Raw genomic sequence first — 13560 nt, forward strand, 5'->3', positions numbered from 1 at the left:
GCCCTTTCATCCTGCCTCATCGACCCGGTGGAACCGAGACCGGGCGCGAGACGACACGCTGTGTCATGACCGTTCGCACGGCGGCGGACCGCCCGTGCGGCGGCCGTGCGCGTGCCGGTGGGCGTGCCCTGACACACCTCGACCCCGCCGGCAGAGAGCCGGCGGGGTCGAGAAGCAGACATTCTAGCTGGCGCCGACCTCGAACCGCACGAAGCGGACAACCGTGGCACCGGCCTCGTCGAGGATCGCCTTGACGGTCTTCTTCGAGTCCGTGACGGAGGCCTGCTCGGTGAGCACGACATCCTTGAAGTAGCCGTTGACGCGGCCTTCGACGATCTTCGGGAGCGCAGCCTCGGGCTTGCCCTCGGCCTTTGCGGTCTCCTCGGCGATACGACGCTCGTTGGCGACGATGTCCTCGGGGACCTCGTCACGGGTGACGTACTTGGCCTTGAGCGCAGCGATCTGCATCGCGGCGGCACGCGCGGCCTCGGCGGCAGCGTCGCCCTCACCGGTGTACTCGACGAGGACGCCGACCGACGGCGGCAGGTCCGACGCACGCTTGTGCAGGTAGACGGACGTCTGGCCGTCGAACGACGCGACGCGGCGAAGCTCGAGCTTCTCGCCGATCTTCGCGGACATCTCCTGAACCAGCGCGTCGACCGTCTTGCCGTCGATCTCGACGGCCTTGAGGGCGTCGACATCGGCGGGACGCGCCTGCGCGGCCGCGGTGACGATCGTGTCGGCGAGAGCCTTGAACTCGTCGTTCTTGGCGACGAAGTCGGTCTCCGAGTTCAGCTCGACGAGCACGCCGTCCTTGGACACGACCAGGCCTTCGGCGGTGGAGCGCTCGGCGCGCTTGCCCACGTCCTTGGCACCCTTGATGCGCAGCTGCTCGACGGCCTTGTCGAAGTCGCCGTCGTTGTCGGCGAGAGCATTCTTGCAGTCCAGCATTCCGGAGCCGGTGAGCTCACGGAGACGCTTGACGTCGGCGGCGGTGTAGTTCGCCATGGAAGCGAGCCTCCTGTGTCTGTGATGGAAAGTCTCGGAGTGCGGGCGGCGCAGCGAATGTCCGGGCCGCTCGCGAACAGACGGCCCCGACCATGGATCTTGCGATCTACCGGTCGGGGCCGTCCATCGGGATCAGGCCTCGGGCGTTGCGTCCGCGGCAGATGCCTCGGCAGCGGGAGCTTCCGCGGCGGGAGCCTCTGCAGCAGGGGCCTCGGCCTCGGCGGCCGGGGTGGCCTGCGAGAGCAGTTCCTGCTCCCACTCGGCGAGCGGCTCGGCGCCGGCCTCGGGCTTGGCGTCGGCGTCCGTGCTCTTGCCGGCGCGGGCCTGGAGGCCCTCGGCGACGGCGGAAGCGACAACCTTGGTCAGAAGCGCAGCCGAACGAATCGCGTCGTCGTTACCCGGGATCGGGTAGTCGACGAGGTCCGGATCGCAGTTCGTGTCCAGGATCGCGATGACCGGGATGTTGAGCTTGCGAGCCTCACCGACGGCGATGTGCTCCTTGTTGGTGTCGACGATCCACACGGCCGACGGAACCTTGGCCATATCGCGGATACCACCGAGGGTGCGATCCAGCTTGTTCATCTCACGCGTGAGCATGAGGATTTCCTTCTTGGTGCGACCCTCGAAGCCACCGGTCTGCTCCATGGCCTCCAGCTCCTTCAGGCGCTGCAGGCGCTTGTGGACGGTGGAGAAGTTGGTGAGCATGCCGCCGAGCCAGCGCTGGTTCACGTACGGCATTCCGACGCGAGTGGCCTCTTCGGCGATGGATTCCTGCGCCTGCTTCTTGGTGCCGACGAACAGGATCGTGCCACCGTGGGCGACGGTCTCCTTGACGAATTCGTACGCCTTGTCGATGTACGTCAGCGTCTGCTGCAAGTCGATAATGTAGATGCCGTTGCGGTCGGTGAAGATGAACCGCTTCATCTTCGGGTTCCAGCGTCGAGTCTGGTGACCGAAGTGGGCGCCGCTGTCGAGCAGCTGCCTCATGGTTACGACAGCCATGGCTGTTGTCTCTCTTTCGTGTCGGTTGATGCGGGCGATCTTGCGATCCCCGCCCTGGCGTCCACATGCCCGTCGAACCCTTGCGGGACCGATCGACGGCCATCGGGTGTACACCGTACGAACGGGTGACACCGTGCGCGGACGCGCGAAGTCGATCTGCGAACACAGACCGCCCGACAAGTGTACGTGCCCAGGTGCCGGATCGCTAAACCGGCACGTCGCCCCTGTGGAGCACTCCCGCTTTGTCCACAGACCCCGGATCGGGTCTGTCGCTCGGGCGGCTGCGGACGGCACCCTTCCTGCATGAGTATCGCGGCCGCCCGCCGGATCGTGTCCCGCAGCGCCTGCCTCGCGGTGCTGGTGTTCACCGTGGGGACGGTCCCGGCCCTGGGCGGCCCCCTCCGGACCGACGGGCCGCCCGCCGGTCCGCTGTTCGGATGGCCGCTCGATCCCCGGCCCGCCGTCACTCGCGCCTTCGACCCGCCCGACCGGAATTGGCTGCCCGGTCACCGTGGCGTCGACCTGGCCGCGTCGCCCGGACAGCACGTCCGGTCTGCGGGTGACGGTGTGGTGGTGTTCGCAGGCACCGTCGCGGGGAAGCCGGTCGTGTCCGTCGACCATCCCGGTGGGCTGCGCACGACGTACGAACCCGTCGTCGCCGCGGTCGTGTCCGGGCGGCGCATCGGGCGCGGCGATCCGATCGGCACGGTCGAGAGCGGTCACGAGGGGTGCCCGGTCGCGGCGTGCCTGCATTGGGGACTGCGCCGGGACCGGGACGAGTATCTCGATCCCCTCCCCCTCGTGGAGCGACCGGTTATCCGTCTCCATCCGGTGTGACCGGCATCGAGGACGAGCAGTAGCCGGGGGCAACGCTCCCGATTCGCCGATCACCGCCAGGGCGGATGCCGCAGACTCGGTCTATGCGGTCCTCGCCGACGGAACCGTCCCCGATGCTGGCGACCCTCGGCGTGCTGCCGGCCGGGGACGGCTGGGCATTCGAGATGAAATGGGACGGTGTCAGGGCGATCGCGCGGGCCGGAGCCGACGGCTGCCGATTCTCGAGCCGCAACGGCAACGACATCACCGTCTCCTATCCTGAACTGCCCGGCCCGGTGTCGCTCGCCCTGGGCGGCCGCGAGGCGGTACTCGACGGCGAGATCGTCGCGCTCGATGCGAAGGGAAGACCGTCGTTCCACCGGCTCCAGCGCCGGATGCACGTGCAGCGGCCTACGCCCGCGTTGCGACGCGAGATCCCGGTGGTGCTGTACCTGTTCGATGTTCTCGCCGTCGACGGCCGGTCGACCACCGCGTTGCCGTATGCCGAGCGCCGGGCCGTGCTCGACGACCTGGTGCGACCGAGTGCGCAGGTAAAGATCCCCCCGTACTGGACCGATGTCGACGGCGCGCAGATGCTCGACCTTGCCCGCCTGCACGGACTCGAAGGCGTAGTGGCCAAACGGCTCGACTCGACGTATCTGCCCGGGGCCCGGGCGCCGACCTGGATCAAGTCACCACTGCGGAACAACACCGAGGCCGTGGTGGTCGGCTGGCTGCCCAGGTCGGGGTCGGCCGCCGGAGGTATCGGCTCCCTGATTCTCGGCGCGCACGACGACGAAGGGCATCTGGTGTACATCGGGAAGGTCGGCACGGGTTTCACCGCCGCGACCCGGCGGACGCTGCACGCACAACTCGATTCACTCGAGCGGACGACGAGCCCGCTGGCAGTCCCGGCACCGGCTCGCGACACCCGCGATGCGCACTGGGTCGAGCCTGTCCTCGTCGGCGACGTGGAGTTCCGCGAATACGCGGGCGGAAGCCTGCGCCATCCGAGCTGGAAAGGACTACGGACCGACAAGTCACCGGCCGAGGTCGAGCTACCGGGCAAGCACTGAGGAGCGCGCCGCGACCCTCGGCCGGACCGGAGACACCCGCATCGTCAGCCGCGGCCGGCATGCCGGCCGGACAACGGCGGAAAGTCGTCCGCCACGATCGCGGCAAGCTCGACGAAGGCACGCCGGGTCGCAGGCCGCAACCGCTCGAGGTCGATCTCGGCTCCCTCCGCCAGATGCTCGTCGAACGGGACGACATGCAGTGCGCGGCACCGCGCGAGGAAATGCGCAGTCAGCGCATCCATGTCGATCGTCGACGTGCCCGGACGCGGCGCGCTGATCACCACGACCGTGCGGTCGACCAGATCGTCGTACCCGTGTGCCTGCAACCAGTCGAGGGTCGCGGCAGCGCTCCGCGCACCGTCGAGCGCGGGCGAGCCCACCAGCACGAGGGCATTCGCCAGATCGAGTACTCCCCGCATCGCGGAGTGCATGATCCCGGTACCGCAATCGGTGAGGATGATGTTGTAGAAGACCTGGAGGATGTCGACGACAGCGCGGTAGTCGTCCTCGCTGAACGCCTCCGACACCGCCGGGTCGCGTTCGCTCGCCAGCACCTCGAGCCGGCTCGGCGCCTGGGAGGTGTGCGCCCGGACATCGGAATAGCGCCGGATCGTGGGCGCTGCCGCGAGCAGGTCCCGGACCGTGGCGTCGGTCTGCTGCGGGATGCGCTGCGCGAGCGTGCCGAAATCAGGATTCGCGTCGACCGCCACCACACAGTCGCCACGTAACGAGGCGAACGTGGAACCGAGCCCGATCGTCGTGGTCGTCTTGCCCACCCCACCTTTGAGGGACAGCACCGCGATGCGGTAATCCCCCGAGATCGGTTGCCGGATTCGTTCCACGAGATGTTCGTGGCGAGCGCTCCCCGTGGAGTCGCCGGGCTCGAGGAGTCCCTTCGCGAACCGTTGCACACCACGGCGCCACCCGGCCGGCGAAGAACGACGGGATCGTCGGACCAGCACGTCCGACGCGAGATCGACAGTGGACGGCTGGTGCTCGAACGCGTGAGGGAGCAACGCCGACGGATCGTGTTCACCGGCCTGGTGCGGCGCCCAGGGTTCCTCGGCCTCGACCACCGGATCGGGACAGTCCTCCCCGGAGGCGTTCACCGGGGATGGTTCGGAAGCCGTGACGGACGGCTCGGTCTCTTCGGAGCGCGGCATGTCTTCGGATCGCGGCGCTCCGGGCTCCGGGGTCGGTGTCTCTCCCGCGTCGTCCGCCGCACCGGCCGGGGGCAGGAGTGGCGTTCCGAACGGGACCGACGCGACGGGGCGCTCGGCCGCCTGCACAGCGGTGGCAGCTGTCTCGGGCGTCTCACTCTTCGGTTCGCAGCCTGCCCCCTCCGGCCGGACCACCCGGCGGAAAGACTTCCGTGCCGGTGGTGGCTCACTTGCGGCAGGCGGCTGGTCCCGCAGCCACGCGGGCAGAGCATGGCCCGGTTCGTCGCGTCTCATCTGATCCCCCCGAATTCGATGGTGCGGCGCGCACGCTATCAATCCGGGCGGGACTGCGCACGTCCGCACCGGGCGAACCCCTGCGCGGAGGACAGTTCGCGCGGGCGACGAGGGCCGACGTTCCGGTCGTCAGGCCCGTGGATGTGCTTGCTCGTGCACGGCACGCAGCCGCGCGACGGACACGTGCGTATAGAGCTGGGTGGTTGCGAGGCTCGAATGCCCGAGCACTTCCTGGACCACTCTCAGATCCGCGCCGCCCTCGAGGAGATGGGTCGCGGCACTGTGCCGGAGTCCGTGCGGCGCGAGATCGGGGGCTCCGGGTATCGCCGACACCGCGTCGTGCACGACCGTGCGGACCTGGCGCTGGTCGACGCGTCCGCCGCGCTTGCCGAGCAGCAGCGCATCGCCGGACGACGGCCGCACCAGATGCGGGCGGCCGTGACGGAGCCAGGCATCGAGCGCGTCGGCCGCCGGAACGCCGTAGGGCACCACCCGCTCCTTGTCACCCTTGCCGAGCACACGCAGCACGCGCCGCTCGCTGTCGACGTCGCCGAGGTCCATCCCGCACAGTTCGCCGACACGGATGCCCGTCGCGTACAGGACCTCGAGGATGACCCGGTCGCGGAGTGCCGACGGGTCGAGTTCCTGCGCACCCGATTTCGCAGCCTCCATGACCTCGATGGCCTGCTCGTCGTGCAGCACGGTGGGCAGTGTCCGATGTGCCCGCGCCGACGCGAGTCGCACTGCCGGATCCTGGTCGAGCCGCCCGGTCCGAACCAGCCAGGCCGTGAACGCCCGCGCCGTCGACGTGCGTCTCGCGATCGTGGTCCGTGCCGCGCCGGCCTCGACCTGCCCTGCGAGCCACGATCGCAGCGTCGCGAGGTCGAGGTCCGCGATGCGAGCGTCCGGGTTCGTTGCAGCCAGGTGGGCGAGCAGGGACCGGACATCGGTGGAGTAGGCGCGCACGGTGTGGGCGGAGCGGTTGTTCTCGAGGGCGAGGTGGTCGGCGAAATCGTCGAGGTGCACGGCGAGCGGGGGCGGCAGTTCTCTCGGACCGTCGGTTCGCATGGGTCTACCGTGCGCGGAGTCACCGCACGACGCAACGAGCCACGCCGTTACAGTTCGTTAGTGAGTAAAACAATCCCGTTGTCGATGCTCTGCGCGCTCGCGCTGCTGTCGGCGATCGCACCACTTTCCACCGATATGTACCTTCCCGGGCTCCCCGTCATGTCCGAAAGCCTCGGCACGACGACGGTCGGTGTCCAGCTCACCCTGACGACGTTCATGGCCGGTCTCGGCCTGGGACAGCTGGTGATCGGGCCGCTCTCCGACGGCTGGGGGCGACGCCGACTGCTCATCATCGGCACGCTCGTCCTGGTGACGAGCAGCGCCCTCTGCGCGCTGGCGCCGACGGTGGAGGTGCTGATCGCCGCGCGTCTTGTCCAAGGATTCAGCGGCGGAATCGGAATCGTCCTGGCGCGTGCGGTCATCGCCGACCGCGCGCGGGGCGATCAGGCCGCCAAGCTTTTCAGCATCATGATGATCATCGGCGGTATCGCGCCGGTAGCCGCGCCCCTGCTCGGCGGCGCGCTTCTCGGCCCCATCGGGTGGCGTGGCATCTTCTGGGTTCTCACGGCGCTGGCCGTCGCGATGACCGTCGCGGTGCTGCTCTTCGTCCCGGAAACCCTGCCGCCGGAGAAGCGGCACGGCGGCGGCTTCTCCGCCATGGCAGGCAACTTCGGGTACGTGCTGTCGCAGCGGCGGTTCGTCGGCTACGCCGCGACCTTCGCTCTCAGTTTCGGGGCGATGTTCTCCTACATCTCGGCGTCCCCGTTCGTGACGCAGGAGATCCTCGGACTCAGCCCGGGACAGTTCTCTCTCGTCTTCGCCGTGAATTCCGTCGGTCTCGTCGGCGGTAACATCGTCAACAGCCGGCTGATCGGACGTTTCCCGACGCGGTCGCTGCTGCGCGCCGGCGTCACCACCCTTTTCTGCGGTGGAGCACTCCTGCTGCTGTCGATCCTGGTCGTCGGGTACACACCTTGGCTGATCCTCCCGCTGATGTTCGTGTGCGTCAGCAGCCTCAGCTTCATCCTCGGTAACGCCACCGCGCTCGCCCAGTCGCAGGTCCCCAAGGCGGCCGGCACCGGTTCGGCGGTGATCGGCGCGTCCCAGTTCGGGCTCGCGGCACTCGTGTCGCCCCTCGTCGGACTCGGCGGCGAGGGCACCGCGGTACCGATGGCGATCTCGATCCTCGTGTGCGGGACCCTCGCGCTGACCGCGTTCACCGTGCTCACCAGGGAATCCCGCGTCGAGGCCGCCAGCGAGCCTGCGCACTGACGCAACGCGCCCCGTCGGCACGACGAGTGCGGCCCGGCTCCCCTCACCGGGGACCCGGGCCGCACTCGTTGTGAATGCCGTTACGACGCTTCGATGGTCGCCAATTCCTGCTTCCAGGTCCGGAAGCCTTCTTCGGTACGACCACGACGCCAGTACCCGGAGATAGAGGCGCGGGCAGGACTCACGCCCCGGTCCTTTCGCAGGTACGGACGAAGATGCTTCATCACCGTCTCCGCCTCACCGTGCACGAAGACGTGGACGTCCCCGGCCGGCCACGGAAGCGACTTCACCGCGGCGACGAGCGGCGCGTTACCGTCGATCAGGTCCTGCGGTGCGTCACCGGCGGCCACCCCACGATGCACCCAGTGCACCTCGACACCCGCCGGAGCGGACAAGGGCAATTCGTCCGATACGCCCGCCACCTCGACGAATACCGCCCCCCGAGCGTCGCCGGGCAGCGACTCGAGCGCAGCAGCGATCGCCGGGAGCGCCGTCTCGTCGCCCGCGAGCAGGTGGAAATCCGCGGCCGGATCGGGCCGGTATCCACCGCCCGGTCCGCGCACTACGACGTCGGTCCCGGGCTGCACACTGCGCGCCCACGGTCCGGCGACACCCTGGTCACCGTGCACGACGAAGTCGATCCAGATCTCGCGGGCAGCCTCGTCGACCCGGCGCACCGTGTAGGTGCGTACCGCGGTGTCCTCTCCCGTGGGAAGTTCGATCTTGACGTAGCTGTCGGTGTCGGCTCGCGCGGCGAAGTCGCCGAAGCCGTCTCCGCCGAGGACGACCCGGACGAAGTGTTCGGCGATCGTCTCCGTGCGCAACACGGTCAGGGTCGTCGATGACGGAGATTTCCGGGCCACTGCGCCTCCTGGTAAGGGTTACCTATATCGGCGCAACCGTACTCCGAGGCGGGGTCCAGCGGGGACGTCACCCCTCGGGACGCTCTAGGCTCGATACCCATGAGCACCACCGCGACCGAGATCGCCACCTGGATGACCGACATCATCACCACGGAACACAAGGTCACCCAGACCGACATGGTCGACGCGATCGAGGCCAAGTTCGGACCCGAGTGGACCTACATCAACGACAACGGTCACGCGTCGATCGACCGGGCCGTTCTCCGGGAGTTCCGCAAGGCCCACCGCGGTGGCGTGAAGTGGGACCGGGAAGATCGCGCCTGGTACGTGGACGACACCGCCGCCGCCGAGGGCACCGACTCGGAGACCACCGGGAACTGACACGACACCCCGGCGACGCCGACCCGCCGGGACGATTCCGCGATACTCCGATTCCCGGACCGGCCGAAACGTCCGAACGACCACGCAGGACAGACTCCGGTGGCCATACTTCCGAGTGTGGATTGTTTTCGATCGCCTGCGTTCGATCCCTTCACGGCCGCGTCGGCACGGCGCGGCCTGCGCCCGTAGCCGACATCCCCCGGTCCTGGAGAGCGCATGGCGGATTCACGCGACAAATCGGACGAAGCTCCCGTAGTCGCGCGCGAACTCGCAATCGTCTGCCTGGTCGCTGCTGTTGCCGGCGCGCTGATCGGCTTCGTCGGAGGAGCGTTCCGATGGTGTCTGCTGAGGGCTGACGCAGCACGGATCGATCTTCTGGGCTGGGCGCACGAGTTGCCCGGACCGGGATGGTTGATCCCGATGGGGGTCACGGCCGTCTGTGCCGCGATCGCGGCGTTGATAGTGCGCTGGGTGCCGTTCGCATCCGGTAGCGGTATTCAGCATGTCGAGGCCGTCTCCCGCGGCGAGGTCGACCCACCGCAATTCCGGATATTGCCTGCGACGTTGGTGGGCGGCGTCCTCAGCATCGGGTCGGGTCTCGTGCTCGGACGTGAAGGCCCCATCGTGCACATGGGCGCAGTCGCAGGGGCCGAGACAGCTCGCCGCGCGGGGATGAACGCCGATCACCAGCGACTCCTGCAGACGTCGGTATCCGGCGCGGGACTGGCGGTCGCGTTCAATGCGCCCATCGGTGGCGCGCTGTTCGTCTTCGAGGAAGTCATGCACTCGTTCCGGCTCCGGACTGTGGTGCCGGTTCTGGTGTCTGTCGCCGTCGGGGTCGCGTGCTCCCGTCTTGTCGTCGGAGATTCGCCTGACTTCTCGGTCGGCCCGGTCGATCCCCCCTCGATCACCCTGCTCCCGGTGTTCGTCGTGTTCGGTCTCCTCACCGGAGTTCTCGGCGCTGCCTACAACCGTGCGGTGATGGGTTCACTGTCCGTTGTGGACGCTCTCCGCTCGGTCCCCTCGGTGGTGAAGGCCACTGCGATCGGAGGTGCCATCGGCTTGCTCTCCGCAGCCTCACCTCCTGCTACCGGCGGCGGCGACTCCCTGGTGCAGCACGTGCTGTCGGGCGGCGCGCTCGCGATCCCGCTCGTCGCGTTGTACGTCGCATTGCGGTTCGCCACGGGGCCCGTCTCGTATGCCGCGGGCACTCCGGGAGGTCTGTTCGCTCCGCTACTCGCGCTCGGTGCGCTGTGGGGCGTGCTCTACGCGGGGATCTGCCACGCAATAGTTCCCGGAATCGATTCCTCTGTTGCGGTGCCGATGGCAATCGTGGGAATGGCCTCGATGTTCAGTGCGACGGTGCGCGCACCCGTCACCGGCGCGGTCCTCGTCATGGAGATGACCGCGACGACCAGCGTCACCGTCCCGATGCTCGCAGCCGTCGCCGGGGCATTCGCCGTAGCGCAGTTGATGGGATCCTCGCCGATCTACGACAGCCTGAGAGAACGCATGCTCGCGCAACTGCACCACCCCCCACGTGGAGACTGAAATCCGGCACTGGTGAGGTTCACGCACGCCGCCAGCCACCGTCCACCAGAACCACGAGCCCGTCGAGTTCGAGCAGGGACAAGGCAGCCCGCACCTGCTCGACGGGCACACCCGCCGACTCCGCCAAGACCGACGGAGTACAACTACCTGAGGCTGGAAAAGCCTCGTACACAAGAGAACTCTCCCTGGACAGATCATCGAGATCGCGGCGGAACAACGCATCACGTCCGTCGTCACGCCCGAGCAGCGGACCGCATTCCTCCACGATCTCGCGCGCACTGCCCACCAGACGCGCCTCACCCTCGCGGATCATCCGGTGACAACCCTGCGACGATGCGGAGGTCACCGGACCCGGCACCGCCATCACGGGTTTGCCGAGCCGTCGAGCCCACGTCGCCGTATTGCGAGCGCCGCTGCGCCATCCCGCCTCCACCACGACCGTGCCCGCCGACAACGCCGCAATCAGGCGATTGCGCGCCAGGAATCGGTACCGGGCAGGCGTAGTGCCCGTGGGGTACTCGCTCACAACCAGGCCCGTTTCCGAGACCGATCGCAGCAGCGCGGAATGCGCGGCGGGATAAGCCCGGTCGACGCCGCACGCAAGGACGGCCAGCGTCGGCCCCCCGACCCCCAGCGCCGCCCGATGCGCTGCAGCATCGACCCCGAACGCCGCACCGGACACCACGGTCCACCCGTCGACAGCGAGATCCCCGGCGACCTGCGCGGTCACGTGTTCGCCGTATCCACTCGCCGCGCGGGTGCCCACGATGCCCACGGACCGGTCGGTCAGTTCGTCGATTCTTCGCTCCCCCCACACCCACAGCGCGAGAGGCGGCGCGTCGGCATCGGCGGTGGTGGTCAGCGAGTCGAATCCGAGCAGGTGCCAGGCCGGCCACTCCTCGTCGTCCGGCGTGACCAGGCGCCCTCCCGATCGTGCGAGCCTGCCGAGATCCTCCGCCGCCGTGTCGAGGTGCGCCCGCGCGGCAAGCCGGGACGACAACCGTCCGCCGGCGCCGCCCTGACGAACCGCCTCGGCCACCTCGACCACACCATGTTCCCCGATCGCCGCGGACAACGACCGGGACGCGCCCTGCGCCACCGTGGACAGATACGCCCAGGCGAGACGTCTCTCGTCGGCCGCGCTCACACCAAGCCCCTGTCGCGGAACTGCAGTGCTGTCGCGACGTGCACCTCCGACGGCGAGGCCGCACCCGCGAGATCGGCCAGCGACCACGCGACGCGCAACGCCCGGTCGGCGCCTCTCGCGGTGATCGCACCCTTCCGCAGCGCTCGTTCGACGGGCCGCACCGCCGCCGGGGCGAGCCGGAACTTTTGCCGCAGAGCGGGTCCGGGTACCTCGGCATTGGTGGACCACCCGTACTCGGCCCAGCGCTCCCGCGCGGCGCCGCGTGCGTTCGCGACCCGGGCACGCACTTCGTCGGTACTCTCGCCGGTCTCGTCCATCAGGGCGCTGGTCGCGACGGACTCCATCCGGATGCGTAGGTCCACCCGGTCGAGCAACGGACCCGAAAGCCTCCCGAGATACCGGCGGCGCGCCGTGGGAGCACAGACGCAGTCGGCGTCGCGTGCCGGTGCGCACGGGCACGGGTTCGCCGCCAGGATCAGCTGGAACCGCGCCGGGTACCGTGCCACGCCGTCACGCCGCGCAATCCGGACTTCGCCGTCCTCGAGGGGTGTCCGCAGCGCTTCGAGTGTTTTCGTGCCCATCTCGGCAACTTCGTCGAGGAAGAGGATTCCGCGGTGTGCTCGGCTTACCGCACCCGGCTTCGCCATCCCGGTCCCACCACCGATCAGCGAGCTCACGGAGGCGGTGTGGTGAGGGGCGATGAAGGGGGGTTCCGTCACCAGAGGACGGTCGGCGGTGAGCGTACCTGCCACCGAGTGGATCGCGGTCACTTCGAGGGCGTGCTTCTCGGTGAGCACGGGAAGAATTCCCGGGAGACGCTGTGCGAGCATCGTTTTGCCGATCCCCGGCGGACCGGTGAGCATGAGGTGATGCGCCCCCGCAGCGGCCACTTCGAGGGCGCGGCGCGCCTCGTACTGCCCGACGACTTCGCTCAGGTCCCCGCGGACCGCACGCGGAGGGGCGCGACGCTCGCCGGGACGCTCGAGAGCACCGTCACCCTGCAACCAGCGCACGAGGTCCGCGAGGGTATCGGCGCCGTAGATCTCGATCCCCTCCACCAGCGCGGCTTCGATCATCGTCGCGGTGGGCACCACAACCCTCCGCCACCCGTGATTCATCGCGGTCACGACCGCCGGCAGCACTCCCCGGATCGGCCGCAGCCTGCCGTCCAGTGCGAGTTCACCGAGGAGGATCGTCTTCTCGAGGAGATCGAGGGGGACGACGTCGGCGGCGTTGAGCACCGCGCACGCAAGACCCACGTCGTAGACGCTGCCCACTTTGGGCAGCGTCGCCGGCGACAACGCCAGCACGACTTTCGAATCCGGCCATGCAGCACCAGAATTGGACACCGCGGCGCGCACCCGATCGCGCGACTCCTGCAGTGCGGTGTCGGGCAGACCCACCATGGTCACGCCGGGTAGCCCCCGGCCGATATCCGCTTCGATCTCGACGACCTGCCCGTCGACACCCGAGACCGCGACCGACCAGGCTCTGCCCAGCGCCATCACAGCACCTGCCGCAGGTGGGTGATGACGGGCGCGTAGCCGCGCTGGAGCAGCACTGTCACGACATCCACCCGGATGTGCGTCCACCGCCTGCTCTGCGCGGCGAGCCACATGCCCGCGAGACGCCGGATCCGTTCGGTCTTACCTCGGGTGACGGCTTCGGCGGGCGTGCCGTACCCGAGACCCGACCGGGTCTTGACCTCCACGAATACGAGGACCGCGCCGTCCTGCGCGATCAGATCGAGTTCCCCGTAGCGAGTGCGCCAATTGCGTTCGAGCACCACCATTCCGGCGGACTCGAGGAATTCGGCGGCGAGGTCTTCCCCGCGTATCCCCAGATCCTGATTGCGTCCCATGTCCGCTCCTCCCCTGCGTGCACCTACTGTGCAGCGGGCAAGCACCGGAGAAGCGCGGGAA

General features: G+C 68.7%; 13 protein-coding genes. 5 read left to right on the plus strand and 8 right to left on the minus strand.

The features are described from left to right. Nucleotides 1–183 precede the first annotated feature (183 nt). Nucleotides 184–1008 (minus strand): translation elongation factor Ts, encoded by an 825-nt coding sequence (tsf, locus tag ACFWBU_RS06870; RefSeq protein ID WP_072698617.1) that lies wholly within the window; start codon nucleotides 1006–1008, stop codon nucleotides 184–186. A 132-nt stretch (nucleotides 1009–1140) separates the two neighbouring features. Continuing rightward, on the minus strand, nucleotides 1141–2010 hold the full coding sequence (gene rpsB / locus ACFWBU_RS06875) for a 30S ribosomal protein S2 (protein WP_169652423.1): 870 nt from the start codon (nucleotides 2008–2010) through the stop codon (nucleotides 1141–1143). Nucleotides 2011–2313: 303 nt separating this feature from the next. Between rpsB and ACFWBU_RS06880 the strand changes: the two genes are divergently transcribed. After that, on the plus strand, nucleotides 2314–2847 hold the full coding sequence (locus ACFWBU_RS06880; protein ID WP_378527870.1) for a M23 family metallopeptidase: 534 nt from the start codon (nucleotides 2314–2316) through the stop codon (nucleotides 2845–2847). Between the two features lie 83 nt (nucleotides 2848–2930). Beyond that, on the plus strand, nucleotides 2931–3902 hold the full coding sequence (gene ligD / locus ACFWBU_RS06885; protein WP_378527872.1) for a non-homologous end-joining DNA ligase: 972 nt from the start codon (nucleotides 2931–2933) through the stop codon (nucleotides 3900–3902). A gap of 44 nt (nucleotides 3903–3946) precedes the next feature. Here the strand turns inward: ligD and ACFWBU_RS06890 are convergent, their stop codons facing one another. Further along, a complete protein-coding gene (locus ACFWBU_RS06890; protein ID WP_072698887.1) occupies nucleotides 3947–5065 on the minus strand; it encodes a MinD/ParA family protein in 1119 nt (372 codons plus the stop codon). 420 nt (nucleotides 5066–5485) lie between these two features. After that, nucleotides 5486–6400, minus strand: coding sequence for a tyrosine recombinase XerC (locus ACFWBU_RS06895; protein WP_240952167.1), 915 nt, complete (start codon nucleotides 6398–6400; stop codon nucleotides 5486–5488). Nucleotides 6401–6508: 108 nt separating this feature from the next. Here ACFWBU_RS06895 and ACFWBU_RS06900 point away from each other — a divergent pair, with 108 nt between their 5' ends. Continuing rightward, nucleotides 6509–7696: a multidrug effflux MFS transporter gene (locus ACFWBU_RS06900; RefSeq protein WP_378527934.1), complete on the plus strand. Its 1188-nt coding sequence runs from the start codon at nucleotides 6509–6511 to the stop codon at nucleotides 7694–7696. Nucleotides 7697–7776: 80 nt separating this feature from the next. On the opposite strand, the gene ACFWBU_RS06905 is transcribed toward ACFWBU_RS06900, so the two are convergent. Then, on the minus strand, nucleotides 7777–8559 hold the full coding sequence (locus tag ACFWBU_RS06905) for a siderophore-interacting protein (protein ID WP_378527873.1): 783 nt from the start codon (nucleotides 8557–8559) through the stop codon (nucleotides 7777–7779). A gap of 99 nt (nucleotides 8560–8658) precedes the next feature. Between ACFWBU_RS06905 and ACFWBU_RS06910 the strand changes: the two genes are divergently transcribed. Together ACFWBU_RS06910 and ACFWBU_RS06915 are read left to right on the plus strand one after the other, a co-directional pair. Further along, nucleotides 8659–8940, plus strand: a complete 282-nt coding sequence (locus tag ACFWBU_RS06910) for a DUF6953 family protein (protein WP_169652429.1) — start codon at nucleotides 8659–8661, stop codon at nucleotides 8938–8940. A 216-nt stretch (nucleotides 8941–9156) separates the two neighbouring features. Further along, nucleotides 9157–10491, plus strand: a complete 1335-nt coding sequence (locus ACFWBU_RS06915; RefSeq protein WP_072698626.1) for a ClC family H(+)/Cl(-) exchange transporter — start codon at nucleotides 9157–9159, stop codon at nucleotides 10489–10491. A gap of 19 nt (nucleotides 10492–10510) precedes the next feature. Here the strand turns inward: ACFWBU_RS06915 and dprA are convergent, their stop codons facing one another. From dprA to ACFWBU_RS06930, 3 genes are read right to left on the minus strand one after another with little or no spacing between them, the layout of a single operon-like run. After that, nucleotides 10511–11638 (minus strand): DNA-processing protein DprA, encoded by a 1128-nt coding sequence (gene dprA, locus ACFWBU_RS06920; RefSeq protein ID WP_378527875.1) that lies wholly within the window; start codon nucleotides 11636–11638, stop codon nucleotides 10511–10513. Next, nucleotides 11635–13143, minus strand: a complete 1509-nt coding sequence (locus tag ACFWBU_RS06925) for a YifB family Mg chelatase-like AAA ATPase (RefSeq protein ID WP_296550960.1) — start codon at nucleotides 13141–13143, stop codon at nucleotides 11635–11637. The genes dprA and ACFWBU_RS06925 overlap by 4 nt, the downstream gene beginning before the upstream one ends. Next, complete coding sequence (locus ACFWBU_RS06930) at nucleotides 13143–13499, minus strand: YraN family protein (protein ID WP_378527876.1); 357 nt, start codon at nucleotides 13497–13499, stop codon at nucleotides 13143–13145. The genes ACFWBU_RS06925 and ACFWBU_RS06930 overlap by 1 nt, the downstream gene beginning before the upstream one ends. Nucleotides 13500–13560 lie beyond the last annotated feature (61 nt).

Source organism: Rhodococcus sp. NPDC060084 (assembly GCF_042730335.1).
Taxonomy (GTDB): Bacteria; Actinomycetota; Actinomycetes; order Mycobacteriales; family Mycobacteriaceae; genus Rhodococcus.

Excerpts from the sequence above, each read along its gene's own strand:
- rpsB (WP_169652423.1), bottom strand. The coding sequence starts at position 2,010 with ATGGCTGTCGTAACCATGAGGCAGCTGCTCGACAGCGGCGCCCACTTC.
- ACFWBU_RS06925 (WP_296550960.1), bottom strand. The coding sequence starts at position 13,143 with ATGGCGCTGGGCAGAGCCTGGTCGGTCGCGGTCTCGGGTGTCGACGGG.
- ACFWBU_RS06880 (WP_378527870.1), top strand. The coding sequence starts at position 2,314 with ATGAGTATCGCGGCCGCCCGCCGGATCGTGTCCCGCAGCGCCTGCCTC.
- ACFWBU_RS06915 (WP_072698626.1), top strand. The coding sequence starts at position 9,157 with ATGGCGGATTCACGCGACAAATCGGACGAAGCTCCCGTAGTCGCGCGC.
- ACFWBU_RS06890 (WP_072698887.1), bottom strand. The coding sequence starts at position 5,065 with ATGCCGCGCTCCGAAGAGACCGAGCCGTCCGTCACGGCTTCCGAACCA.
- ACFWBU_RS06900 (WP_378527934.1), top strand. The coding sequence starts at position 6,509 with ATGCTCTGCGCGCTCGCGCTGCTGTCGGCGATCGCACCACTTTCCACC.
- ligD (WP_378527872.1), top strand. The coding sequence starts at position 2,931 with ATGCGGTCCTCGCCGACGGAACCGTCCCCGATGCTGGCGACCCTCGGC.
- tsf (WP_072698617.1), bottom strand. The coding sequence starts at position 1,008 with ATGGCGAACTACACCGCCGCCGACGTCAAGCGTCTCCGTGAGCTCACC.
- ACFWBU_RS06930 (WP_378527876.1), bottom strand. The coding sequence starts at position 13,499 with ATGGGACGCAATCAGGATCTGGGGATACGCGGGGAAGACCTCGCCGCC.
- ACFWBU_RS06910 (WP_169652429.1), top strand. The coding sequence starts at position 8,659 with ATGAGCACCACCGCGACCGAGATCGCCACCTGGATGACCGACATCATC.